Here is a 23098-nt window from a genome sequence, read left to right on the forward strand (position 1 = left end):
TAGGGCCTCATGGCCGGAATGTAACGGTATGTTGTGGGATAACACAACGAATTGTGGCGCTCTAAACGTGAAAACATGCGATTTTCCGCTGTTTTAACCCCTATAGGAACGCCGTTTCGTCGAAGGATCGAAGTTTCCGGCTGTGGATCCGCTCCAACGGCATGCGGCGCAGCAGCTCCATGGCGCGAATACCGATCATCAGATGGCGCGCGACTTGGGTCTTGTAGAAGTCCGAGGCCATGCCGGGCAGTTTCAATTCACCATGCAGCGGTTTGTCCGACACACACAGCAGCGTGCCATAGGGCACCCGGAAGCGATAGCCGTTGGCCGCGATGGTGGCACTTTCCATATCCAGCGCCACGGCACGGGACTGGCTCAGCCGCTGCACCGGGCCGGACTGGTCGCGCAATTCCCAGTTGCGGTTGTCGATGGTGGCGACGGTGCCGGTGCGCATGATGCGCTTGAGCTCATAGCCCTCCAACTGCGTGACCTGCGCCACCGACTGCTCCAACGCGATCTGGATCTCGGCCAGCGCCGGGATTGGCACCCAGACCGGCAGGTCGTCGTCCAGAACGTGATCCTCGCGCAGATAGCCATGCGCCAGCACGAAGTCGCCCAAAGCCTGCGTATTGCGCAGCCCGGCACAGTGGCCGACCATCAGCCAAGCATGGGGGCGCAGCACGGCGATGTGATCCGTCGCCGTTTTGGCGTTGGAGGGCCCGACGCCGATATTGACCAGTGTGATGCCCGAACCGTCGGCGCGTTTCAGGTGATAGGTCGGCATCTGCGGGGTCTTCAGCGTCTCTGCCAAAGGCGCATCGGGATCGGTGATCTCGGCATTGCCGGTCGAGACGAAGGCGGTATAGCCGCTTTCCGGGTCGCGCAGCATCTCGCGGGCGTATTGCTCGAACTCCGTCACATAGAACTGGTAGTTGGTGAACAGCACATGGGTCTGGAAATGCTCGGGGTCCGTGGCGGTGTAATGCGCCAGCCGGGCGAGGGAGTAATCGACCCGCTGCGCGGTAAAGGGCGCGAGCGGGCGCACGTCGTCCTCGGGCACATAGGTGCCGTTGACGATATCGTCATTGGTGGTCGACAGGTCCGGCACGTCAAAGACATCGCGCAGGGTGAAATCGGCAGCCCCTTCTTGCGGCACGTTCAGCGCATTATCGCCGGACATGGCAAAATGCACCGGGATCGGCGTTGTCGAGGGGCCGACGATCACCGGCTGATCGTGGTTTTCGATCAACAGGCCGATTTGCTGGATCAGGTAGTTCCGAAACAGATCAGGCCGGGTGATCGTCGCGGCGAAGGTGCCGGGCGACGACACATGTCCGAAAGACAGCCGCGTATCGACGTGGGCGTAAGACGAGGTGCGAAACCGCAGTTCGGGATAAAAGGCACGCACGCGGGCATCGGGGGCCGAGGTCTCCATCGCCTTGGCAAAGGCATCATGCAGGAAGGTCGTGGCCTGCTGATAAAGTTCGGTCAGGCGGTCGACAGCAGCTGTCGCATCGCGGAAGCTTTCCGGGTTCGGGGTGTCCGGGGTTAGGATCGTTGTCATGTTTGCGGCTCTAACAATGGGATGATTTCAAATTTCTGCACATCGACCAGCCCAAGGTCGGAGATCCGCAACTCAGGGATCACCACAAGGGCCAAAAGCGAATGCTGCATATAGGCGTTGTTCAGCTTGCAGCCACAGTCGATCATCGCCTGCACAAGGGCTTCGGCATCGGCGGCGACCTCTGCGGCGGGGCGGTCTGACATCAGCCCGGCGATGGGCAGGGCGACAAGCGCCAGTTCCTCGCCCTCACGGAAGATCGTGATGCCCCCGCCGACTTCGCGCAGCCGGTTGGCGGCCAGCGCCATCTGCTCGGCATCGGTGCCCACGACGATCATGTGGTGGCTGTCATGCGCCACGGTCGAGGCCATGGCCATGCGCCCCTCATAGCCGAATCCCGAGACGAAAGCGTTGGTCACCCTCCCGGTGGCGCGGTGGCGTTCGACCAGTGCGATCTGGCAAACCTCGCCAGTGCCCTGCACGCGGCCTTCGGTGACAGGTAGTTCAAACTTCAGCGCGCGTGTGGGCGCTTGGTTTTCGACCACGCCGATGACATTGGCGGTGACGGCGTTCGCGCCTTCGGGTGCGGCGATGTCGAAGTCATCGGCGCTCAAGTCTCGGGCCATGTTTACGGTCTGACGAGCAGTGTTAGGCCAGTCGAAATGCGGGCAATCGACAAGGCACTTGCCATCTTCCGCCACCACGTCGCCGCGTGCGATCACCGTCTCTACCGGGAAGCTCGCAAGGTCCGATGTCAGGATCACATCAGCTCGGCGGCCCGGCGTCAGTGAGCCGATCTCCCGCTCCAACCCGAAATGCGTCGCGGTGTTGATCGTCGCCATTTGCAAGGCAATTAACGGATCGCAGCCGCAGTCGATGGCATGACGCACCACCCGGTTCATATGCCCTTCGTTGGTGATGGTGCCCGAGTGGCTGTCATCGGTGCACAGGATCATGTTGCGCGGATCGAGCCCCTTTTCGGTGATCGCGGTGATCTGTGTCTTCACGTCATACCACGCCGAGCCGAGCCGGATCATCGAGCGCATGCCCTGCCGCATCCGCGCCACGGCGTCGGCTTCGCAGGTGCCCTCGTGGTCATCTGCAGGGCCGCCCGCCACATAGGCGGCAAAGGCGGGCCCAAGGTCGGGGGAAGCGTAATGCCCGCCCACGGTCTTGCCCGCCCGTTGGGTCGCCGCGATCTCGGCCAGCATCTGCGGGTCGGCGTTGCTGACGCCCGGAAAGTTCATCATCTCGCCCAAGCCAATAATGCCGGGCCATGCCATTGCCTCGGCCACATCCTCGGCGCTGATCTCGAAACCCGTCGTTTCCAGCCCGGGGGCCGAAGGCGCGCAGGAGGGCATTTGCGTGAAGATGTTAATCGGCTGCATCAGCGCTTCGTCATGCATCATGCGCACGCCGTTCAGCCCCAGCACATTGGCGATCTCATGCGGGTCGGTGAAGGCCGATGTCGTGCCATGTGGGATCACGGCGCGGGCGAACTCCGCCGGGGTGAGCATGGTCGATTCAATATGCATATGCCCGTCGCAAAGACCGGGGACCATATAGCGGCCATTGGCCTCGATAATGTGGGTATCATCGCCGCCGCAGTGGCTGGCATCCGGCCCGACAAAGGCGATGCGCCCGGCGGCGATGGCGATGTCGTGATCGGGCAGGCATTCGCGGGTGTGCACATTCACCCAGATGCCGCCGGTGATGATCGTATCGGCCGCGCGCCGCCCGGCGGCGACCTCGACCAATTGTGCGGCCACATCGGGCCAAGTGGGGAACGTTTTATCTGTCATGTCCAAAGGTGCCATAGGGCCGGGGGAGGTTCAAGCGGGCCCGCGATATGAAAGGGCGCGGGATGTTGCCAGAACGCGCCGCTTGCGGCTAACTGGGGCTCAAGGCATTTACGGAACCATCTGATGAATTTTCTCTTTGTGCACCAGAACATGCCCGGCCAATACCGGGAGTTGGTGCAATGGCTGGCGCAGGCGGGCGGGCATCGGATTTATTTTCTGACCCAGCGTCAGAACGCCCCAAAACTGCCCGGCGTCGAAACCCGGGTCTACCGCCCCCATCATCGGCCCGACGACAAAGCCTATGGCCTCTCGCGCGTTTGGGAAGAAGCGTCGGGCAATGGTTTCGGGGCCGTCAACGCGGCCCGGCAGATCGAAACGCAAGAGGGCTTTCGCCCCGACATCATCATCGGCCACGTCGGTTGGGGGGAGTTGAGCTTTTTCAAAGAGCTTTGGCCCGATGTGCCGATCATCGGTTATTTCGAGTATTACTATAACATGACCGGCGGGATGGTCGGCTTTGATCCAGCCGAGAAAATCTCGGCCCATGCGCCCTATCTTAACCATGCGCGCAATATCGTGCCGCTGGCCAATATCGAAACCGTCGATCTGGGCCACTGTCCGACCCATTGGCAACGCGACCGTTTCCCCGAAAGCTTTCACCGCAAGCTTTATGTCTGCCACGATGGCATCCGCACCGATCAGCTATTGCCCGACCCGGATGTTAGCCTGCGGTTGGGGCGTATGGCCGAGCCCGTGACGCGCAAGGATGAGATCATCACCTATGTCGCGCGCAATCTGGAAAAGACGCGGGGCTTTCACACGATGATGCGCGCTCTGCCGCGTATCTTGGCCGAGCGGCCCGCTGCGCGGGTGGTGATCGTCGGCGGCAATGAGGTGTCCTACGGCAAGCAAAGCGACCATCCCGGCGGGTTGCGCGGAGAGATGGCGGCAGAACTGCAGGGCAAGATCGATTGGGAGCGGGTGCATTTCGTCGGCAAAGTGCCATACCCCGATTTCAAGAAGCTTGTGCAGATCAGCCGCTGTCACATCTATCTGACGATGCCCTTTGTGCTGTCTTGGTCTCTGCTCGAAGCCATGTCGATGCAAGCGACGATCGTGGCCTCGGATGTGGCCCCGGTGCGCGAGGCGGTGAGCCATGGCAAGACCGGGCTGCTGGTGGATTTCTTTGACCCCGATGCGCTGGCGGCGCAGGTCGTGGAGGTGCTTGCCAATCCGCAGGATCACGCCCATCTCGGCCCGGCGGCGCGGGCGCATGTGGTTGAGCATTACGATTTCCTTACCCGCTGCCTGCCCGAACAGCTCGCGCGGATCAACGCATTGGTGCTCGACAGTAAACGGATCAGCTAGCCGGGATCAGTTGCCAAGGTTTCCAGCGGTGTTCACCAGCCCAAAGACCGATCCGACGAGGCCCAGAATGGTGCGCGTGTCCGACAGTGGGCTTTCGGTCGCAAGCACCAGATCGCCGGATTGAATGTGGAAATTCCGCGCCGAGAACAGCCCGTCAGATGTGGTCAAATCCAGTGTGAACACCACCCGCGTGCGACGCGGGCCGCGCACCCCGGCGCTGACCGCGCTGGCGGGGTATTCGCGCAGGATCAAAATGCCCTCGGGGTCGGCGCGGGATTCGTTTACCCCACCGATGATCGCCAGCGCATCCAGAGCAGAGACCTCATCGCGGTTAAAGGGAAACTGTGCTTCCCTTCCGGCGGCACCCAGCGACAGGAAGTAACGGCGGTCATCCTCGATGATCAGTTTGTCGCCCCCGATCAGCCGGGTATCAAGGCTGGGGTTTTCGTAAAGCCGGTCGATCGACGTGGTATAGATGTTTGGGCCGCGCAGCAGTTTGACCTGCGGGTTTTCGATGCCGCTTTGCACCCCGCCACCAGCCGAGATCGCCGCCAGCACGGTAAAGTTATTGTCGGGCATCAGGATGTTGCCGGGGCTGCTCACGCCGCTCACCAGATCGACGGAGTTGCTGCGCCCTTCGGTCATGGCCAATTGCACCTGTGCCGAGGGCACGATCGTCTCAAGCCGACGCTGAAGCAATTGCCGCGCTGAATCCGGGGTCCGGCCCGAGACCTGAACCTTGCCGATATAGGGCATGAAGATCGTCCCGCTTTCCGAAACGCGAATGCCGGACAGGGTGGCAACCTGTTGGCTTGGTGAAGTCAGCAGCGAGTTGTCGCTGCTGTCCCAAACCAGAATGTCCAGCCGATCACCGGGGCGGATGACTTGGGCGTTCGACCCTCGGCTGGCACCGATCCAGCCATGGCGTCTTTCGCCGGTGCGGGGCCACTGAGCAACACTGGGCAGGAAGGCACGGGTGACGGGATAAACGGCGATATCGGCATCCGGCGCGGCCGCTTCCTCGGTGACTTCTTTTTGGATGGCTGCACCACGTGGAAGGTTGCTGCATGCCGCCAGCGAGAAGGTCATCAGGGCCAAGAGGAACAGTTTGCTCAGGTGCTTCATGAGATGCGCAGTCGCTTTCTGGTGTTTCACCGGTAAACCGGGGTACTTGTGCCTGTATGCAGTGTTAATTGGCGGCTTGCAAAGGATGTTGTAAACCCGGCCCCCATCCGAAATTCTAGTCCCTCAGGATAGAGGCTGAACCTATGGCGTCAATGACTACAAAAGACAGCGCGGTTTCAAGCGGCCCGGCGGATTTTGACGGGGTTCTCTTGCTGGGCGCGACGGGGCGTTTGGGCAGCATGCTGCGCCGTCATTGGCCTGAACCGCAAGCTCTGCGCAGCCAGTCGCGGCAGCCACGACCCGGATTTTACAATTTCGATCTGCCAGCGGCGGGAGAGGGGCCAAGCAATGCGGCGATTTCCGCCGCGCGTGGCGCGCGGGCGGTGATCGCTTTGGCCGGGGTGACCCCGGCCCGGGCGGGGGCCTGCGGCGCAGCGCTGGAGGATAACGTCACCCTCGCCCTCGCCGCGCTGAAGCTGGCAGAGGCGGCGGCGGTCCCTCGGTTTTTTGTCGCCTCTTCGGCAGCGGTCTATGGCGCGCAAGACGGTCCCCTGCGAGAGGATGTGCCCTGCGCTCCGCTTTCGGAGTACGGCAGGCAGAAGCTGGCGATGGAGCAGGCGGTGCGAGAAGCGCAAGGCAAGACTGCCGTCACCGCGCTGCGGATCGGCAATGTGGTCGGCGCGGATGCGATCCTTGGCGGCTGGCAACCGGCAATGCAGATTGATCGCTTCCCCGATGGCGCCACGCCTAGCCGCAGCTATATCGGGCCGGTGACCTTGGCGCGGGTGCTCTGCGCGCTCTGCCATGCGGACGACCTGCCGCCTGTTTTGAATATCGCGGCCCCCGGCGCGGTGCAAATGGGGGCGCTGCTCGATGCGGCGGGGCTGGCGTGGCAGCCCAAACCGGCCCCGGCCACCGCCATTCCTGAGGTGCGGCTGGATACGAATGCGCTTGAATGCCACGTCGATTTCACGCCAGAAACTCAAACGCCCGCCGGTATGGTACGTGAATGGCAGCAGGATATGAACAAACGATGAAGACCCTTCAATGACGTGGCGCAAGCGCATCTTCGATCTGTTCTTCGCCAGCCTGCTTGTCATCATCTTGGGGCCGATCCTGCTGGGGTTGCTGGTCTGGCTGCTGCTGAAAGAGGGGCGGCCGCTTTTTCATGTGGCCGAGCGGATGAAAGCGCCTGATCAAAGTTTCAACCTTTGGAAACTGCGTACGATGACCGTGGCAGAGAAGGATCAGGGCGTATCGGGCGGGAACAAAGCCGCGCGGATCACCCCCACTGGCGCATGGCTCAGGGCGCGGCGCTTGGATGAGTTTCCCCAGCTTTGGAATATCCTGCGCGGCGATCTAAGCTTTGTCGGCCCGCGTCCGCCGCTGCGCGAATATGTGGAGCGTTTTCCCAAGGTCTATGCCGAGGTTCTGAAATCCCGGCCCGGCGTGACCGGGTTGGCCACGATCCGGTTTCACAAACATGAAGAGCGGCTGCTGTCGCGCTGCGAGACCCCGGAAGAGACCGACCGTGTCTATTGTCGTATCTGCGTTCCGCGCAAAGCCCAACTAGATCTGATTTATCAGCGCCATCAAAGCACATGTTACGACTTTGATTTGGTGTTTCAAACTATCAGCAACCTTTTTAGACGCAGATGAAGGTGGCGGTGGCCCGCAGCGTGACCGGGGGCAAATTAGTTAAGAATTGGTGTTTTTTACAAAATCATGGCATTGTCTGCTGAAAATTTAAGCGAATCCGGGTTCGATTGGTGACACCTTGAGCGCTATTTACTGTTTTTACGCTTGTTGGTGCTCAGAAAGAGCTCCATGGACGGAAGAGAGCTACTAATACGTATCGGGCGCATCGCGGTCGCTAATATACACGTAGACAGGAGACGGCGCATGCTGAGCATCATCAAGTCGCTGACCAAACGGCAAAAGCGCGTGATCATGCTGGCGCTCGACTCCCTTTTGATCGTTGTTTCCACAATTGCCGCCTTGGCTGTGCGCGGGCTGCCTGAGCACCTTCTCGAAACACTCGCTAACTATGCCCCGGTTTTACCCCTTACTCTGATTGTCGGTGTGCTCGTATCGATCCGCTTAGGGGTCTGTAGCACACAGCTGAACGCCTATGAGACCGCAGCGGTCGGTAGCACCGCAATTTTAGGGACCACCCTTGCGGGCGTATCCTTGCTAGGTGCGTCCCTTCTGGGGCTGGATTTCCCGCTGGGCGTGCATGTCATGTTCGGAGCGATCTTTTTCTCTTTGGTGGTGCTGTCGCGGGTAATCTTGTTGCATATCGTGCTGCAAATCTACCGAACCGGCGACGCGCGCTGCCGTGTCCTGATCTATGGCGCGGGCACCACGGGGACACAGCTGGTCTCGGCGCTGCGCGGCCATGAAACGATTGAGCCTATCGCCTTTGTCGATGACAACATTGCGCTGCAAGGGCTCAACGTCTCAAAACTGCCGGTCTATTCCTCGCGCGGCATCGCTGAACTTGTCGTCGAAAAGCAGATTGACCGCGTGTTGCTGGCCGTGCCTTCGCTCAGCACCCCCAAGCAGGCGCAGATCGCCCGACGGTTGGAGAAGCTGGGTCTGGAGGTGCAGACCCTTCCGTCCTTCGCGCAGCTGATCGGCGAAGAGGCTTTGGTCGACAAGCTTTCCCCCGTTTCTCCGCGTCGATTCCTGAACCGCGATGAAATCACCCCTTTGATCAACGAAGGCGGAGAGAGCTATGCCGGAAAGGTGGTTTTCGTCTCTGGTGCGGGCGGCTCCATCGGGTCGGAGCTTTGCCGTCAGGTTCTGCTTTGTCGGCCCACCAAACTGGTGCTTTTCGAACTGAGCGAACTGGCCCTCTACAACGCCGACATGGAGATCCGGCAGTTGGCCGAGGGCAGCGACATCGAAATCATCTCGGTCTTGGGTACGGTCACGGATACCCGGCAGCTGCGCAAAGTACTGTCGCAGCACGGGGTCAATGTGATCCTTCATGCCGCCGCCTATAAACATGTCCCGCTGGTCGAGGCGAACCCGCTTTCGGGGCTGGTGAACAATGTTCTGGGCACACAGGCGTTGGCCGAGCAGGCCGCCCGCGCGGGCGTGGAGCGTTTCATTCTGGTATCGACCGACAAGGCCGTGCGCCCGACCAATATCATGGGCGGGTCCAAGCGGCTTGCCGAACTCGTCATTCAGGATATGGCGCGCAAATATGGCGGCGAGGGCGGTGTCATCTATTCCATGGTCCGCTTTGGCAATGTGTTGGGGTCGTCCGGGTCTGTCGTGCCGCTGTTTCAAGAGCAGGTTAGCCGCGGTGGCCCGTTGACGGTGACGGATCGGGGTGTGGCGCGCTACTTTATGACGGTGGAAGAGGCCGTGCGTCTGGTCTTGCAGGCCGGATCGTTGGCCCAAGGGGGCGAGGTTTTTGTTCTGGACATGGGCAAGCCCGTGCCCATCTTGAAACTTGCGCGGCAAGTGATTGAAACGGCCGGATACACCGTTCGAGACGAAGACAACCCCGATGGCGATATCGAGATCGAGATCACCGGCTTGCGCCCCGGCGAGAAGATGACAGAGGAGCTGACGCTGAGCGGTTTGCTTATCAACACGGCGCATCCCAAGATCTATTCCGCGCGGGAAAACGGATTGAACGAACTGGAAATCGCCTCGGTCCTGCGGGACTTGCGCGAAGCACTTGTCGCCAATGACGAAGATCTGGCCCGTCAGGTTGTCTACCGCTGGGTCGAAGGCTTCGCCCCGTCCGAGGCACTGAGAAAATCCTCCTGACCGGACCGTTACATGTCGCGATATTGCCGCGGTCGCGGCGCGCGGCAAAACGGTGGCGGGACAGAGATTGATTTGCAGGGGCTGTCCGTGCCAAATCTAGCCAACAATATCGCAGGTAAGGGGCGCTTTGTGGATCAGCGGACGAAAACAGGAATGCGTAGGCTGAACCGTGGGCCGCTGGTGTCGATGCTCTTGGCGGGGGTGGCGCTGCCCGGTGTTGCGCTGGCTGATCCGACCTACGACACCTTTGAAACCCCCGAGCGTCCTTCGCTCAACTTTTACGGCTCTCCGGGTCTGGTCGATATGCCAACCGCTCATGCGCTGCCGGATGGGCAGCTTGCCATCGGGGTCTCAAACTTTGCAGGTATGACGCGCACTACCTTGACCTTTCAGGCCACACCGCGCCTGTCGGCCAGCTTTCGCTACGTTGGAATTCGGGATTGGACCGATGTCGTTCCCGGCAATTTCGATACCTATCGCGACCGAAGCTTTGACCTGCGCTATATGCTGAAAAAGGAAGACGCTTTCTGGCCTGCGATCACCGTAGGTTTGCAGGATTTCGCAGGCACTGGGATCTACGCGGGCGAATATGTCGTCGCGACCAAGACTTTCGACAACACGCTGCTGCCCGGGCGCGTCAAGGTGACCGGTGGTCTGGGCTGGGGGCGTCTGGGCAGCTACGGCAGCATCGGTGCGCCATTTGGTGGCAACCGCGGCTCTTTTGTCGGGGGCAGCACGGGGGGCAAACCTTCGTTTGATCAATGGTTTCGCGGGTCGGCTGCGCCCTTCGCCGGGGTAGAGTGGGCGGTGAATGACCGTTGGACCCTCAAGGCGGAATACAGTTCCGACGCCTATGAGACCGAAGACGGCTTGCGCGAGATCTTTACCCGTAAATCGCAGTTCAACTTCGGCACCGAATACCAATATTCCGACGGGCTGCGGTTGGGGGCCTATTATCTCTATGGGTCCGAGATCGGGGTGAACCTGCAATACCAGTTGAACCCCCGCAAGCCGCTGACGCCGGTCAAGATTACCCCGGTCGCGCCGCTCAAGGTGCGCCCCAGCCGCGCCACCTCTCCGGCGGCTTGGGATACGCAATGGGCCGCCAGCACCAACCAGCAGCGCAACCTGCGTGATCAGGTGAAAGAGGTGCTGGATGCCAGCGGTCTTTCCCTCGTGGCGCTGACGCTTGATTCCGCGAAGGCCGAGTTGCGGTTGCGCAATGACCGGTATCAGGCCCCGGCGGTTGCTGTGGGGCGTGGTGCGCGCGCACTGGCTTGGGTGCTGCCCGCCTCGGTTGAGACCTTCCGCATCGTCTTGGTCGAAGAGGGTTTGGCGCAATCCGCCGTGACCCTGCGCCGCTCTGACCTTGAGGCTTTGGAGTTTGACCCGCAGGCCGCCGACGCGCTGCTGGCGGTGGCGGGCATCGGTGAGGCCACTCCCCGGCTGCCCGGCGCGATGGAAAATGACGACCTCTACCCGGATTTCGCCTGGTCCATCGGCCCCTATCTGTCACCCAGCTATTTCGACCCGGAAGAGCCGGTCCGACTGGATGGCGGCGTGGAGGTCACGGCCAGCTATCGCCCCGCGCCGGGCTGGACCGTCGCAGGCGGTCTGAAGCACCGTCTTTTTGGCTCAGTGGGCGATAAGACGACGCCGAGCAATTCAAGGCTTCCGACCGTCCGCACCGAGGGGCCGCGCTATGCCCGCGAAGGCGAGACGATCATCGACAATGCCTATGTGAGCAAGCAATGGAAGCCCGGCAATGACCTCTATGCGCGGGTCACAGCAGGCTATCTTGAGCGGATGTTCGGGGGCGTCTCCGCCGAATTGCTGTGGAAACCCGTGAACAGCAATCTCGCTCTTGGGGTCGAGGCGAATTACGTGAAGCAGCGCGATTATGACGGTGCTCTGGGCTTTCTCGATTACAGCGTGGCGACGGGCCATGTCTCGGCCTATTACGCCTTTGGCGGCGGCTATCATGGCCAATTGGACGTGGGCCGCTATCTGGCCGGTGATGTCGGTGCGACCGTGACCCTGACGCGCGAATTTACCAACGGCTGGAAGGTCGGCGGCTTTTTCACCATCACGGATGTCTCGGCCGAAGAGTTTGGCGAGGGGTCTTTTGACAAGGGCATCAACCTGACGATCCCCATCGGTTGGTTCTTGGGCGAGCCGGACAAACGCAGCCTGTCTACCACGATCCGACCGATCCAGCGGGATGGCGGGGCGCGGCTTCAGGTGCCGGGCCGGCTTTATGAACAGGTGCGCAGTGGCCATCGCAATTCACTGGAAGATCAATGGTCGAGGGTCTGGGAATGAAGCATTTTGCAACCGGTCTTTTGTTGATCGCCAGCCTTACCTTGAGCGCCTGTGCGGGCGGAGGGCGCGAAGAGGAACGCAGCCCGCTGCTCAGCGCGGGCAGCACGTTGTTTAGCATTCTCAAAGACCGCACCGGGCCCGAAGCGCCAGCCAAGGGGCGGGTGACAGTGACCCGCACGCTGCTGGATCAGACGCCCGGCGCGGTCATGCAGGTGGTGCCGGAAAACACCGGGCTGCAGGACTTTCTGAAACGTGTCGCTCGGCGGTCTGATGGCACGCCGGGGATGGTTGAGGTCTGGCAATCCACGGATCAGGCTCAGATCGTCCTGCGCGAAGGCGTGCTGGTTGGCACCAAGGGGCTTGGTGGCGATATGCGCTCGGCCCAAGCGCAAACGGTGATTGCGGCGCTGGACGGGCAGGGCGGCGGCGGCGAAAGGCTGATCACGCTGGCGCGGCTGGATGGCACGGCACAGACGGTGCCCTTTGCCTGCGATGTAACCCATCTGGGGCCGGAAACGATCCAGATCGTGGACCGTCGCCTGTCCGTGCGTCATTTCCGTGAAGATTGCGTTTATGGCGCAACGACCTTCAGCAATGACTATTGGGCCGAGGTCGGTACCGGCAAACTCCGCCGTTCGCGGCAATGGGCCGGGCCGCAATTCGGCTATATGGCGATTGACCTTCTGAAAGATTAAATCCCCGCTTGGCGCTTGTGATCGCAGCCCGCGCGGGCCACTTTAGCGAGATGGATAAAACGCTTCTTTCCCTTGGGCATGGCTATAGCGCGCGCGCATTGGCCGCCCGGTTGCTCCCGCAGGGCTGGCGGATCATCGGTACCACGCGCAGCCCCGAAAAGCTTAAAGAGATTGCCGCGACGGGGGTGGAGCCGATGCTCTGGCCCGGCGACGATCTGAGCGCGCTTTTGCAAGAGGTGCCGAACCTGCTGGTTTCTGCCGGGCCGGGGCCGGAGGGCGATCCGGTCCTGCTGGAGTTGCAGGATCAGATCACCGCCGCCGCCCCGCAACTGCGGTGGGTGGGCTATCTGTCGACTACGGGCGTCTACGGCGACCACGGCGGCGATTGGGTGGATGAAACCACGCCGCTTGCCCCCTCTACCCGACGCGGCGCGGCGCGGGTGCAGGCCGAGGCGGCATGGGGCGCGATCCCCGACCTGCCGCTGCATATCTTTCGGCTGGCGGGCATCTACGGCCCCGGACGCGGGCCATTTGCCAAGGTGCGCATGGGCACGGCGCGGCGCATCATCAAGCAGGGCCAAGTCTTTTCGCGGATCCATGTGGAGGATATCGCCCAAGCGCTGGAATTGTCGTTGGCAAAACCGCAACCGGGGGCGATCTACAACCTGTGCGACGACGACCCCGCTCCGCCCCAAGATGTGATCGGCCATGCCGCCGCGCTTTTGGGCCTGCCCTTACCCCCGGCGGTGAACTTCGACGAGGCCGAGATGACCCCCATGGCCCGCAGCTTTTATGCGGAGAGCAAGAAGGTCCGGAACGATCACGCCAAGGCGGCGTTGGGCTGGCAACCGATCTACCCTGATTATCGCTCGGGTTTGGCCGCGCTGCTGGGGGCGGATGACTGAACCCGTGGCACCGCCCGAGGCACCGAATGCGTCAAGACGAACACACGTTGGCCTATCTGCTCGACAGTATGGAGCGCGCGGCAGAGAAGGAGACGGTGTCGATCAACGATGTGCTGCATGAGATCGGCGACCGTTCCATCACACCGCTGATCCTGATTGTCGCCTTGCTGCTGGTCTCGCCCCTGTCGGGAATCCCCGGCGTCTCGACACTTGCGGCGGTGACGATCATCCTTTTGGCGGTGCAAGCCGTTACCGGGCGGCGCAGGCTTTGGATGCCGCAGTTTCTGTTGCGGCGCGAAGTGGCGGGCCATCGGTTAAGCGGCTGCGTGCGCTTTTTGCGCCGTCCCTGCGCCTTTGTCGACGGGCGCTGCAAGCCGCGTCTTCAGTTCCTCACCACCGGCCCGATGCGGTTCATCACGCTTGTCGTGGTCACGATCATCCCGCTCGGCTGGCCCTTTATGGAGGTCTTGCCGATGATGTCGTCGCTCGGCGCTGGCACCGTGGCGTTGCTGGTTTTCGGCCTTTTCACTCGCGACGGGCTGTTCGTGCTTTTGGGCTATCTCTGCGTGGCGATCACGCTGACCGCGGGCGCCCTGCTGGTGCTGACCGCCGCCAGCAGCTAGGCGCGCTGCGCGTCCAGATCGCCGATACCGAGCACCTCAAGCACTTTGGCGATGATCTGTTCCGCGTTCATCCCGGCCACCGCATACATATCCGCCGGGCTGGCCTGATCGATGAAAGTATCGGGCAGCACCATAGAACGGAATTTTAGCCCCTTATCAAAGACAGCCTCATCCGCCAGCAGTTGCGCCACATGGCTGCCAAAGCCGCCCACGGCACCCTCTTCGATGGTGATGAGCGCTTCGTGCTCTGCTGCCAGTTTCAGGATCATGTCGCGGTCCAGCGGCTTGGCAAAACGCGCATCGGCGATGGTGGGGGTGATGCCCTTGGCCGCAAGCTGCTCTGCGGCTTTCTCGACTTCTTCGAGCCGCGTGCCAAAGGACAAGAGCGCAACCTTGCTGCCCTCCCGGATCATCCGGCCCTTGCCGATTTCCAGTGGCGTGCCGCGCTCTGGCATCTCAACGCCCCGACCTTCGCCACGCGGATAGCGGAAGGCGATAGGCCCATCGTTATGTGCAGCGGCGGTGGCGACCATATGGCGCAACTCGGCCTCATCGGCGGCGGCCATCACCACGAAACCCGGCAGATTGGCAAGGAAAGCCACATCAAATGCGCCTGCGTGGGTTGGCCCGTCAGCGCCGACCAATCCGGCGCGGTCGATGGCGAAGCGCACGGGCAGACGCTGGATCGCGACGTCATGCACGACCTGATCGTAGCCGCGCTGCAAGAATGTCGAATACATGGCGCAGAAGGGTTTCATCCCCGCCGCCGCAAGTCCCGCGCAGAAGGTCACGCCATGTTGCTCGGCAATGCCCACGTCGAAGCAGCGGCTGGGGTAGCGTTCGGCGAAAAGATCAAGGCCGGTGCCGTCGGGCATGGCGGCTGTCACGGCGCAGATCTTGTCGTCCTCGGCGGCCTCAGTCAGCAGGCTGTCGGCAAAAACGCGGGTGTAGCTGGGTGCGTTGGAGGGGGCCTTCTTTTGCTCGCCCGTCACCACGTTGAACTTGGCCGTGGCATGGCCCCGGTCGCGCGCGGCTTCGGCAGGGCCATAGCCCTTGCCCTTTTGCGTCTGGATGTGGATCAGGATCGGCCCCGTCGCGCGTTGATGAACGGTGCGCAGCACGGGCAGCAACTGGTCCATGTCGTGCCCGTTGATCGGGCCAAGGTAGGAAAAGCCGAGGTTCTCGAACAGGGTGCCGCCGACCGCCATGCCCTTGAGCATATCCTTGGCGCGTTTCGCGCCTTCGCGGAACGGTTCGGGCAACAGGCTCACCGCGCCTTTGGCGGCGGCTTTGAAGTCCTGAAACGGCGCTTCGGCGTAGAGACGGCTGAGGTAGCTCGACATCGCGCCGACGGGCGGGGCGATGGACATCTCGTTGTCGTTGAGGATGACGATCAACCGTTTTTTCAGGTCGCCCGCGTTGTTGAGCGCCTCATAGGCCATGCCCGCGCTCATCGCGCCGTCGCCGATCACGGCAATCGCGTCGCCCAGTCCTTCGGGGATCACGCCACCCAGATCGCGGCCCACGGCAAAGCCGAGCGCGGCCGAGATCGAGGTCGAGCTATGCGCCGCGCCGAAAGGGTCATAGGGGGATTCGCTGCGTTTCGTGAAGCCCGACAGCCCGTCCTTCATCCGCAGGCTGCGAATACGGTCGCGGCGTTCGGTGAGGATTTTGTGGGGGTAGCACTGGTGGCTGACGTCCCAGATGATCTTGTCGCGCGGTGTGTCAAAGACCGCGTGCAACGCGACGGTCAGCTCCACCACGCCAAGGCCCGCGCCGAGATGCCCGCCGGTTTCCGACACGGCCGAGATCGTCTCGGCCCGCAACTCGCGCGCGACTTGGGTCAGTTCGGCATCGGACAGGCGTTTCAGGTCCGCAGGGCGGGTGACCTGATCAAGCAGGGGGGTGGCGGGTTTGTCACTCATCGGGGCCTCTCTGGTGCCGCATTGGCGCATGTGCCGCCCGGCTAGCTGTCGCGGGCAATAACGAAGGCGGCAGCGGCTCGCAAGCTCTGCGCCTCTGGTCCATATTGAGATAGGGCGTCACAGGCCATGTCCACCAATTCGGCGGCGCGGCTCTTGGCCCCGGCCAGCCCGAGGTGAGACACAAACGTGGCTTTGCCCGCTGCGTCGTCCTTGCCGACGGCCTTTCCGACCGTTTCAGCATCGCCTTCGACATCAAGGATGTCATCAGCGATTTGAAAGGCAAGGCCGAGGTGTTTGGCATAAGCGCCAAGGGCGGTGGCATCGGCATCCGCCATCCGTGGCCCGGCCATGGCAGACCATTCGATCAATGCGCCGGTCTTACCGGCCTGAAGCGCCGTGATCTCGGCCAGCGAGAGCGGCGCGGAGGCGGTTTCGGCGGCGATGTCCAGCGCTTGGCCGCCGACCATGCCGCCCACACCTGCCGCTTGGGCAAGGCTGGTCATCAGGGTCAGACGTGCCTCCGCCGGGCAGGGTGCTTGCCCGAGCAGTTCAAAGGCCAGCGTTTGCAGCGCGTCACCCGCCAGAACGGCGGTGGCCTCATCCCATTTGCGGTGCACCGTGGGCTGGCCCCGGCGCAGATCGTCGTCATCCATGCAGGGCAGGTCGTCATGCACCAGCGAATAGGCGTGCAGCGCCTCGATGGCCGCCGCCGCAGGGGCGGCCATGCCGGGGGCGATGCCGTGCAGCCGGGCGGATTCGATCACCAGAAAGCCGCGCAGCCCCTTGCCGCCGCCGCAGGCATAGCGCATCGCCTCGGCCACGGGGCCGTCGTGCGCTTCGAGCGCTGTGTCGATCTGCGCTTGCGCCAGATCGCGGGCATGGGCGAGCGCCTCTGCCAAGGGACGGGGGGTGGTCTCTTGCATGTGGGCGGTCAAAGCCCTTCGACGGGTTTCAGCCCATTCGGGTTGCCGTCGCCATCGAGCGTGATCGCGGCGACCTTCTCTTCAGCTTCTTTCAGCTTGGTCTCGCAGCGCGCCTTAAGCTTGGCCCCGCGTTCGTAAAGCGCGATGCTTTCGTCCAATGCGACATTGCCGTTTTCAAGCTGGCCCAAGACTTTCTCAAGCTCGGCCATGGCGGTCTCAAAGTTCATCTCTTCTACGGGTGTGTCGGACATTGCGCGCCTCGTTTTCGGAATTTCGCGCGACAATAGAACTTCGCGCCGCGCATTGCCAGCGGGCTTGCGCGATGAATTTTACCGGCCCGTTTCGGCAGGCGGGGCGGGGTCAGTCCGGGGCCAGCATATAGCCCGCGCCGCGCACGGTTTGCAGGTATTGCGGCTGTTTCGGATCGCTCTCGATCTTGCGGCGCAGGCGGGTGATTTGAACATCGACCGCGCGTTCCTGCGCTTGGCCCCTGTCGCGGCCCAATTCCTCGACCAATTTGGCACGGCTGAGCGCGACACCGGGCTGGGCGGCGAAGATCTTCATCAGCTGCACCTCGGTCGCGGTGAGGCGCACCAGATCGTCGCCCTGCCACATCTCGCCCCGCTCCATGTCATAGCGGATCACGCCGAGCGACAGCACTTTCGGCGCGGTGTCGGCGGCGGAGGTGTCGGGCATCCGCCGCAGGATGGCATTAATGCGCAGCAGCAGTTCTTTTGGCTCAAAGGGTTTGGGCAGATAGTCATCCGCCCCGGCCTCAAGCCCTTCGATGCGGTTATCGGTCTCGCCCTTGGCGGTCAGCAGCAGGATCGGCGTTTGCAGGGTTTCGCGCAACGATCGGGTTAGCGCCATGCCATCTTCGCCGGGCATCATCACGTCGAGCACGATCAGGTCAAACTCAAGCCCCGCCAAGACCCGCCGCGCATGGGCGGCGCCGCGTGCGGTGCTGACCAGAAAGCCGTGCCGCATCAGGAATTTTTTCAACAGGCTGCGGATGCGCTCATCGTCGTCGACAACCAGCAGGTGCGCGTAAAGCTCGTTCATGGGGCGCTTTCGCGCAGCCGGTCAAAGCTCTGGCGCATTTCGGGGTCCATCATGGCCTCCAATACCGTTCTAAAACCGGCCACGGCTTCGGGCCCGGCGGTGCGGAAGGCCAGCCGCATGCGCGCACGCTGCGCATCGGAAAGCTCCTGTTCCAGCTTGCGACCCTCGTCGGTCAGAAACAGATGCCGCTCGCGCTTGTCATTGCGGCCAACCTTGCTTTGCACCAGACCATCGGCGATCAGCGTGCGCAAGACACGGTTGAGCGATTGTTTCGTGACCCCAAGGATGTTGAGCAGGTTGTTCACGGTCGTGCCCGGCGCGCGGTTGATAAAGTGGATGGCGCGGTGATGCGCGCGGCCATAGGCCATATCGGCCAGAATCCGGTCGGGATCGGCAGTGAAACCGCGATAGGCAAAGAACATCGCCTCGATCCCCTGCCGCAGTTGTTCGTCGGTCAAAAACAGCAGGCTGTCGCCGCTGCTAGGGGCCATCATGCGCCCGTCAGCCATAGTATGTCTCAATCTCTCTCGGGCCTGTTGGGGATCAGTTTACGTCAGCGTTATTGACATTCCAATAGTGAAAGGCTATCGAATCCCGTGTTTTGCGCAATTAAATGTCTGCATCTGCCGATTTTTGCGCAATTTTTGAAAAGATAGCGGGTCATTTTGGGAGGTAAATACCATGGCAGGCGGATATGACGATCGAGACGGGCACATCTGGATAGATGGCAAAATGGTGGATTGGCGCGATGCCAATGTCCATATCCTGACTCATGCGATGCACTATGCGTCTTCGGTGTTCGAGGGCGAGCGCGCCTATAACGGCAAGATCTTCAAAAGCCGTGAGCATTCTGAGCGTCTGAAGCGGTCGGCTGAAATGATCGACTTTGAAATCCCCTACACCATTGACGAGATCGAAGCCGCCAAGGCCGAAGTGCTGGCCGCCTCTGGCCTGCAAGACGCCTATGTGCGCGCAGTTGCCTGGCGCGGTGTGGGCGAAGACATGGGTGTCGCCTCGGCCCGCAACCCGGTCCGCATGGCCATCGCGGCTTGGGAATGGGGGGCCTATTACGGTGACGCCAAGATGAAGGGCGCCAAGCTCGACATCTCCAAATGGAAGCGCCCCTCGCCCGAGACGATCCCGAGCCATGCCAAAGCGGCGGGTCTCTATATGATCTGCACCATGTCCAAACATGCGGCTGAGGCAAAGGGCTGTTCGGACGCGATGATGTATGACTACCGCGGCTATGTGGCCGAGGCGACGGGCGCGAATATCTTCTTCGTCAAGGATGGCGAAGTGCACACGCCGACGCCTGATTGCTTCCTCAATGGCATCACCCGCCAGACGGTCATTGGCATGTTGAAAGACAAAGGCATCACGGTCCACGAGCGCCACATCATGCCCGAGGAACTTGACGGCTTCGAGCAGTGCTGGCTGACCGGCACCGCCGCCGAAGTGACCCCGGTGGGGCAGATCGGCGGCTGGAAATTTGAGGTCGGCGCGCTGACCCGTGAGATTGCCTTGGACTATGAAAAGCTGGTGCGCAGCTAAACGCTGCCGCCGAATTTTGCCAAAGTTACCCCGCCGTCCTGCAAACCCTTGCGGACGGCGGTTGCGATTTGAACGGCCTCTGCGGTGTCGCCATGCAGGCAGATCGTGTCGATCCGCGTGGGGATATGTTTGCCGCTCTCGGTGATGATTGCGCCCGCTTTGACCATGTCGACCATCCGCGCCGCGGCGGTGTCGGCGTCATGGATCACAGCACCCGGCTTGCTGCGATCGACCAGCGTCGCGTCGTCGTTATAGGCGCGGTCGGCAAAGATTTCTCCTGCCCATTTGCAGCCCAGTGATTTCACCGCCTGTTCCTGCGCCGTGGCGGCCAGCACCATAACGATAAGGTCGGGCGCCACGCTTAGCGCCGCCTCATAAAGATCGCGGGCCAGTTCCTCATCCTCAGACGCCATATTCGCCAGCGCGCCGTGCAGCTTCAGGTGCCGCACCTCCGCGCCGACGCTGCGGGCCATGCCGACACTTGCCGCGACCTGATAGCGGATCTGGTTTTGCAGCGTGCCGCGCGGCACCGCCATGCGGTTGCGCCCGAAGCCCGCGAGATCCATGAAACCCGGATGCGCCCCGATGCCGACGCCGTTTTCATGCGCCATCCGCATGGTTGCCGCCATCACATCCGCATCCCCGGCATGGCCGCCGCAGGCGATATTGGCCGAGGTCACGATGCGCAAAAGCGCCGCGTCGTCGCCCATCGTCCATGGGCCAAAGCTTTCGCCCATGTCGGCGTTCAGATCGACGGATGTCATGGCGTGTCCTTTTCGAATGGATCGGCGGTGGCCGAAACCACGCCAGAGATCAGTTGATAGCCCACCAAATCACGGATGCGCGCGGGATCGCGCAACAGGGGCTGGCGGTGTTTGGGCAGGGCGGCGAGGTCGGCGCGGTGGCGTGTCTCGGCGGCCAGCGCTTCGTCGAGGTCAATGAACTCGAACCGCAGCGCAGCGCCGGGCTGCGCCTGCGCCACGATGGGCAGGTCACAGGGGATCACCGTGCCGATGCGGGGGTAGCCGCCGGTGGTCTGGCATTCGCACATCAGCACGAAGGGCGCTCCGTCGCCGGTGATCTGGATGTCGCCGGGGGTGATGACTTCGGACACGATGGTCAACTGCCCGCCGGTGGCGAAACCTTCGCCGTCATGATCCATCCGTGCGCCCATGCGGTTGGCGCGCGGATCACGGCGAAAGGTGGTTTCGGTGAACCGCTGGCGGGTTGCCTCGTCGAAGGCATCGGTCTGCATGGAGGCGACGATGCGCACCCGCTCGGCCCCGAACCGGCTGTCGCGCGGGAGAGTGAGGTTCGTCTCGCCGCCCTTATCGGCCCCCAGTGGCAGGGTCTCACCACTTTGCAGCAGCGCGCCAATCCCAGCGGCCAGATGGCTGGCACGCGCATTCATCACTGGTGCTACGTCAAACCCGCCGCCGACATGGAGGTAGCCATAGGCCCCGTCCCGCGCGCCGCCGATGGTCAGCTTCGCCCCGGCGGGTAGGAGGTGGCTGGCGTTCCACGCGACCGGCTCGCCGTCGATGCTCACCTGCATCTGCGCCCCGGTCAGGGCGATGCGGGTGTCCTGATCGACCTCGAAACTGCCGCCGCTGCCCGCCATCTCAAGCGCGGCGCTGTTCGGATCTTGCCCCAGCAGGGCCGCCCCTTCGTGCAGGGCGGTCGGGTCCGCAGCGCCGCCATGGGTCAGGCCCAAGGCGCGGTAGCCGGGACGGCCAAGGTCTTGGATGGTCATGGCCGGACCGGCTTGATGGATGGTCAGCGTGCCGCTCATGTCAGCGCCTCCCGCTCGGCACCGCCGGTGGGATCATCGGCGATACGGTCAAACTCTTGCCGGGTGATGGATGGAAATATCAGCTCATCGCCCGGCGACAGGGGGAAGGGCATGTCGCTGCCGGGGCGGAAGGTGCGAAAGGCGGTCTGGCCGATGTGCCGCCAGCCGGTGGGGGAGGCATTGGTGAAGATGATCAACTGCCGGATCGCCACGACCAGCGCGCCCGGGGGCACGGATTTTGTCAGCCCCTGCTGGCGCGGGATGTCCCAATGCGATGGCAGTTCGCCCATATAGGGCTGGCCGGGGGCAAAGCCGATGGTCAGCACTCGCACGCGGGACTGTGACAGCTCGGCTATGGCCGCGTCGGGGTCAAGGCCCGCGGCCTCGGAGGCCTCCTCCAACTGCGGGGCGAGGTCGGTGCCATAGACGGTCGGCACATGCCACAGGCTGCGCCCGGCGGGCAGGGCTTCGGCGAACCAATCGCGTGTTTGCAGCAGATCGCGCAGCCGGTCGGTCATGGTGGCGATGGCGTCTTGGGAGACTTCGAATTGCACGAAAGTCGACACGAGCGAGGTGCTGGTCTCGCGCACCTCGGGCCAGCCCTGTTCCTCGACCGCCGCGCGAAATGCCAGCGCGGCGCGGTTGGCCGGTTCGGACATCTTTTCGGCAAAGGTGATCAACAGGCCAGAGAGACCGACGCTGCGGATGCGGGGCCAGTCAGTCATTGAAGAGCATCCTTTCGTAAAGGCGCGGCAGCAGCACCGGGGTCAGATACATCGGCAGTTGCCAGCAGCCGATAAAGATCATCAAGGGCGCCAGAACCTCGGGCGGGAGTGCGACGAGGAACAGCGCGATATTGCGGTTGCCCGCGCCGATCGCCAGCGGGCCGGCCACGGCATGCAGGGGGCCACGGCGCGTCAGAAGCAATGTGCCCGCCTGCAACAGATAGCTTAGGGCGAAGGCCAGCACCGTCCAGCCCGCCACCGCCCAAGGATCGCTGCGCAGCGCGGGGTTGAGTGCCGCCATAAGCCCGACGACGATGACCGAGAAGGCCAGCACTGACGCGCCGTCGAGCGCTTCGATCTGACGCGCTGAGGGGCGCGGCAGGAAGACATGGCGCAGGGCAAAGCCCAAGCCCGTCGCCCCAAGGATCACCGCCAACAGACGCAGCGCGGCTTGGGCCACGTCCGAGGCTGGTCCGAGTTGCGGCAGGGCCGCCAGCACCGGCAGAACGGTCAGCGGAAAGGCGGCGGTGCCCAGCACCATCAGCTGCATCATCCGCCCCGCATCGAGCCGCATCAACAGGGCGAGGTTCACGCTGCCCGTGAGCGCCGGGGCGGCGGCGGCAAGCGTCACCGCCAGTGCCGCAGGGGTCTGCCCCAGCCCGGCCAGCACGAAGCCCCCCAGCAGCAGCAGGGGCAGCAGCGTCTGCAAGACCAGCACCGAGGCCAGCCCCCAGATGAGATCCCGTACAGCCCCAAGTGCCGCGCGATGCCCGATCCTGAGTGCGGTGATCGTCAGCAGCGCAGCCACCATCTGCGGCAGCCAGTCGGCCAGCGCCGCCGCAAGGCTGGGCAGAGCCAACCCTGCCAGCAGTCCGACGATCAGGCAGGCCCGCGCATGGCGCGAGGCCAGTCTGAGGATATGCAGCATGTTGG

Annotated in this window: 21 protein-coding genes; 9 read left to right on the forward strand and 12 right to left on the reverse strand. The window is 62.8% G+C overall.

The features are described from left to right. Positions 1–100 precede the first annotated feature (100 nt). The gene (locus K3758_RS01260; protein ID WP_067624625.1) at positions 101–1564 is read right to left on the reverse strand and encodes an AMP nucleosidase; all 1464 of its coding nucleotides are present in this window, start codon (positions 1562–1564) and stop codon (positions 101–103) included. Next, positions 1561–3363 (reverse strand): adenine deaminase, encoded by a 1803-nt coding sequence (gene ade, locus K3758_RS01265; protein WP_259947023.1) that lies wholly within the window; start codon positions 3361–3363, stop codon positions 1561–1563. Before ade ends, K3758_RS01260 begins: the two co-directional genes overlap by 4 nt. 123 nt (positions 3364–3486) lie before the next feature. Between ade and K3758_RS01270 the strand changes: the two genes are divergently transcribed. Then, positions 3487–4731: a glycosyltransferase family 4 protein gene (locus tag K3758_RS01270; protein ID WP_259947025.1), complete on the forward strand. Its 1245-nt coding sequence runs from the start codon at positions 3487–3489 to the stop codon at positions 4729–4731. A 6-nt stretch (positions 4732–4737) separates the two neighbouring features. On the opposite strand, the gene K3758_RS01275 is transcribed toward K3758_RS01270, so the two are convergent. Next, a complete protein-coding gene (locus K3758_RS01275; protein WP_259947027.1) occupies positions 4738–5856 on the reverse strand; it encodes a polysaccharide biosynthesis/export family protein in 1119 nt (372 codons plus the stop codon). Between the two features lie 143 nt (positions 5857–5999). Here K3758_RS01275 and K3758_RS01280 point away from each other — a divergent pair, with 143 nt between their 5' ends. The 7 genes from K3758_RS01280 (at position 6000) to K3758_RS01310 (ending at position 14187) form a co-directional block, all read left to right on the forward strand. Continuing rightward, the gene (locus tag K3758_RS01280; RefSeq protein WP_259947029.1) at positions 6000–6893 is read left to right on the forward strand and encodes an NAD(P)-dependent oxidoreductase; all 894 of its coding nucleotides are present in this window, start codon (positions 6000–6002) and stop codon (positions 6891–6893) included. A gap of 10 nt (positions 6894–6903) precedes the next feature. Then, positions 6904–7515, forward strand: coding sequence for a sugar transferase (locus tag K3758_RS01285; protein WP_259947030.1), 612 nt, complete (start codon positions 6904–6906; stop codon positions 7513–7515). A gap of 243 nt (positions 7516–7758) precedes the next feature. Beyond that, on the forward strand, positions 7759–9642 hold the full coding sequence (locus K3758_RS01290; protein WP_259947032.1) for a nucleoside-diphosphate sugar epimerase/dehydratase: 1884 nt from the start codon (positions 7759–7761) through the stop codon (positions 9640–9642). A gap of 153 nt (positions 9643–9795) precedes the next feature. Then, positions 9796–11964, forward strand: a complete 2169-nt coding sequence (locus K3758_RS01295) for a YjbH domain-containing protein (RefSeq protein ID WP_259947034.1) — start codon at positions 9796–9798, stop codon at positions 11962–11964. After that, positions 11961–12659 carry a YjbF family lipoprotein gene (locus tag K3758_RS01300; RefSeq protein ID WP_259947036.1) on the forward strand — a complete coding sequence of 233 codons (699 nt, stop codon included), beginning with the start codon at positions 11961–11963 and terminating at the stop codon, positions 12657–12659. The genes K3758_RS01295 and K3758_RS01300 overlap by 4 nt, the downstream gene beginning before the upstream one ends. A 50-nt stretch (positions 12660–12709) precedes the next feature. Then, a complete protein-coding gene (locus K3758_RS01305) occupies positions 12710–13564 on the forward strand; it encodes an SDR family oxidoreductase (protein ID WP_259949946.1) in 855 nt (284 codons plus the stop codon). Positions 13565–13590: 26 nt separating this feature from the next. Further along, a complete protein-coding gene (locus tag K3758_RS01310; RefSeq protein ID WP_259947038.1) occupies positions 13591–14187 on the forward strand; it encodes an exopolysaccharide biosynthesis protein in 597 nt (198 codons plus the stop codon). Here the strand turns inward: K3758_RS01310 and dxs are convergent. From dxs to K3758_RS01335, 5 genes are all read right to left on the reverse strand, one after another. Then, positions 14184–16112, reverse strand: a complete 1929-nt coding sequence (gene dxs, locus K3758_RS01315) for a 1-deoxy-D-xylulose-5-phosphate synthase (protein WP_259947040.1) — start codon at positions 16110–16112, stop codon at positions 14184–14186. The genes K3758_RS01310 and dxs overlap by 4 nt on opposite strands. A 41-nt stretch (positions 16113–16153) precedes the next feature. Beyond that, positions 16154–17035: a polyprenyl synthetase family protein gene (locus tag K3758_RS01320; protein WP_259947042.1), complete on the reverse strand. Its 882-nt coding sequence runs from the start codon at positions 17033–17035 to the stop codon at positions 16154–16156. Between the two features lie 8 nt (positions 17036–17043). Then, positions 17044–17286, reverse strand: a complete 243-nt coding sequence (locus tag K3758_RS01325; RefSeq protein ID WP_067264990.1) for an exodeoxyribonuclease VII small subunit — start codon at positions 17284–17286, stop codon at positions 17044–17046. Positions 17287–17395: 109 nt separating this feature from the next. Continuing rightward, a complete protein-coding gene (locus tag K3758_RS01330; RefSeq protein ID WP_259947046.1) occupies positions 17396–18097 on the reverse strand; it encodes a response regulator in 702 nt (233 codons plus the stop codon). Continuing rightward, entirely contained in the window at positions 18094–18606 is a 513-nt protein-coding gene (locus K3758_RS01335) for a MarR family winged helix-turn-helix transcriptional regulator (RefSeq protein WP_067264985.1), read from the reverse strand. Before K3758_RS01335 ends, K3758_RS01330 begins: the two co-directional genes overlap by 4 nt. A gap of 172 nt (positions 18607–18778) precedes the next feature. On the opposite strand from K3758_RS01335, the gene K3758_RS01340 reads away from it, so the two are divergent. Beyond that, a complete protein-coding gene (locus K3758_RS01340) occupies positions 18779–19648 on the forward strand; it encodes a branched-chain amino acid aminotransferase (RefSeq protein WP_259947048.1) in 870 nt (289 codons plus the stop codon). Here K3758_RS01340 and K3758_RS01345 read toward each other — a convergent pair. From K3758_RS01345 to K3758_RS01360, 4 genes are read right to left on the reverse strand one after another with little or no spacing between them, the layout of a single operon-like run. Continuing rightward, positions 19645–20412, reverse strand: a complete 768-nt coding sequence (locus K3758_RS01345) for a LamB/YcsF family protein (protein ID WP_259947049.1) — start codon at positions 20410–20412, stop codon at positions 19645–19647. The genes K3758_RS01340 and K3758_RS01345 overlap by 4 nt on opposite strands. Continuing rightward, entirely contained in the window at positions 20409–21440 is a 1032-nt protein-coding gene (locus tag K3758_RS01350) for a biotin-dependent carboxyltransferase family protein (RefSeq protein WP_259947051.1), read from the reverse strand. The genes K3758_RS01345 and K3758_RS01350 overlap by 4 nt, the downstream gene beginning before the upstream one ends. Further along, entirely contained in the window at positions 21437–22165 is a 729-nt protein-coding gene (locus K3758_RS01355) for an allophanate hydrolase subunit 1 (protein WP_259947053.1), read from the reverse strand. Before K3758_RS01355 ends, K3758_RS01350 begins: the two co-directional genes overlap by 4 nt. Further along, on the reverse strand, positions 22158–23093 hold the full coding sequence (locus K3758_RS01360) for a hypothetical protein (RefSeq protein ID WP_259947056.1): 936 nt from the start codon (positions 23091–23093) through the stop codon (positions 22158–22160). The genes K3758_RS01355 and K3758_RS01360 overlap by 8 nt, the downstream gene beginning before the upstream one ends. Positions 23094–23098: the final 5 nt, after the last annotated feature.

It is taken from the genome of Sulfitobacter sp. W002 (assembly GCF_025142135.1).
Classification (GTDB): Bacteria; Pseudomonadota; Alphaproteobacteria; order Rhodobacterales; family Rhodobacteraceae; genus Sulfitobacter; species Sulfitobacter profundi.

Bases quoted from the DNA above. Each gene is read 5' to 3' on its own strand.
- K3758_RS01260 (WP_067624625.1), bottom strand. From the start codon at position 1,564: ATGACAACGATCCTAACCCCGGACACCCCGAACCCGGAAAGCTTCCGC.
- ade (WP_259947023.1), bottom strand. From the start codon at position 3,363: ATGACAGATAAAACGTTCCCCACTTGGCCCGATGTGGCCGCACAATTG.
- K3758_RS01270 (WP_259947025.1), top strand. From the start codon at position 3,487: ATGAATTTTCTCTTTGTGCACCAGAACATGCCCGGCCAATACCGGGAG.
- K3758_RS01275 (WP_259947027.1), bottom strand. From the start codon at position 5,856: ATGAAGCACCTGAGCAAACTGTTCCTCTTGGCCCTGATGACCTTCTCG.
- K3758_RS01280 (WP_259947029.1), top strand. From the start codon at position 6,000: ATGGCGTCAATGACTACAAAAGACAGCGCGGTTTCAAGCGGCCCGGCG.
- K3758_RS01285 (WP_259947030.1), top strand. From the start codon at position 6,904: ATGACGTGGCGCAAGCGCATCTTCGATCTGTTCTTCGCCAGCCTGCTT.
- K3758_RS01290 (WP_259947032.1), top strand. From the start codon at position 7,759: ATGCTGAGCATCATCAAGTCGCTGACCAAACGGCAAAAGCGCGTGATC.
- K3758_RS01295 (WP_259947034.1), top strand. From the start codon at position 9,796: ATGCGTAGGCTGAACCGTGGGCCGCTGGTGTCGATGCTCTTGGCGGGG.
- K3758_RS01300 (WP_259947036.1), top strand. From the start codon at position 11,961: ATGAAGCATTTTGCAACCGGTCTTTTGTTGATCGCCAGCCTTACCTTG.
- K3758_RS01305 (WP_259949946.1), top strand. From the start codon at position 12,710: ATGGATAAAACGCTTCTTTCCCTTGGGCATGGCTATAGCGCGCGCGCA.
- K3758_RS01310 (WP_259947038.1), top strand. From the start codon at position 13,591: ATGCGTCAAGACGAACACACGTTGGCCTATCTGCTCGACAGTATGGAG.
- dxs (WP_259947040.1), bottom strand. From the start codon at position 16,112: ATGAGTGACAAACCCGCCACCCCCCTGCTTGATCAGGTCACCCGCCCT.
- K3758_RS01320 (WP_259947042.1), bottom strand. From the start codon at position 17,035: ATGCAAGAGACCACCCCCCGTCCCTTGGCAGAGGCGCTCGCCCATGCC.
- K3758_RS01325 (WP_067264990.1), bottom strand. From the start codon at position 17,286: ATGTCCGACACACCCGTAGAAGAGATGAACTTTGAGACCGCCATGGCC.
- K3758_RS01330 (WP_259947046.1), bottom strand. From the start codon at position 18,097: ATGAACGAGCTTTACGCGCACCTGCTGGTTGTCGACGACGATGAGCGC.
- K3758_RS01335 (WP_067264985.1), bottom strand. From the start codon at position 18,606: ATGGCTGACGGGCGCATGATGGCCCCTAGCAGCGGCGACAGCCTGCTG.
- K3758_RS01340 (WP_259947048.1), top strand. From the start codon at position 18,779: ATGGCAGGCGGATATGACGATCGAGACGGGCACATCTGGATAGATGGC.
- K3758_RS01345 (WP_259947049.1), bottom strand. From the start codon at position 20,412: ATGACATCCGTCGATCTGAACGCCGACATGGGCGAAAGCTTTGGCCCA.
- K3758_RS01350 (WP_259947051.1), bottom strand. From the start codon at position 21,440: ATGAGCGGCACGCTGACCATCCATCAAGCCGGTCCGGCCATGACCATC.
- K3758_RS01355 (WP_259947053.1), bottom strand. From the start codon at position 22,165: ATGACTGACTGGCCCCGCATCCGCAGCGTCGGTCTCTCTGGCCTGTTG.
- K3758_RS01360 (WP_259947056.1), bottom strand. From the start codon at position 23,093: ATGCTGCATATCCTCAGACTGGCCTCGCGCCATGCGCGGGCCTGCCTG.